Here is a 380-nt window from a genome sequence, read left to right as displayed (position 1 = left end):
GGCACCGTACTCGTGGTCCTTGTCGCCTGGCGTTTGCGCCCCGACGATCCCTTGCTGCTCTCCACGCAATTCCCCTGGCTATGGCTGGTAGCGCTCGTCGGTGCGTTGCGCTACGGTTCGCTGGCCGGTGCCGCGAGCGGGCTGGTGCTGATGCTGGCCTGGTATGTCTTGTGCGCATCGGCCGGCGGGCCGTTTCCGATGGTGCACTTCGCCGGCGGGATGACGGTGACGTTGATCGCCGGGCATTTCTGCGACATCTGGTCTCACCGGTCGAATCGGGCGCAGGGCATCAATGCCTACTTCAGCGACCGGCTCGTCGCGATCACCCACAACCACTATCTGTTGCGTGTCTCGCATGAACGGCTTGAGCGCGACTTGCT

Annotated in this window: 1 pseudogene; it reads left to right on the top strand. The window is 64.2% G+C overall.

The features are described from left to right. Nucleotides 1–380, top strand: a pseudogene (locus CDV44_RS28145) (hypothetical protein); the annotation flags it as partial.

Origin of the sequence: Pandoraea sp. PE-S2R-1, from assembly GCF_002179865.1 — a bacterium.
Classification (GTDB): domain Bacteria; phylum Pseudomonadota; class Gammaproteobacteria; order Burkholderiales; family Burkholderiaceae; genus Pandoraea.
The sequence above is the reverse complement of the archived record's forward strand: the minus strand, read 5'-3'. Positions and strand labels throughout refer to the sequence as shown.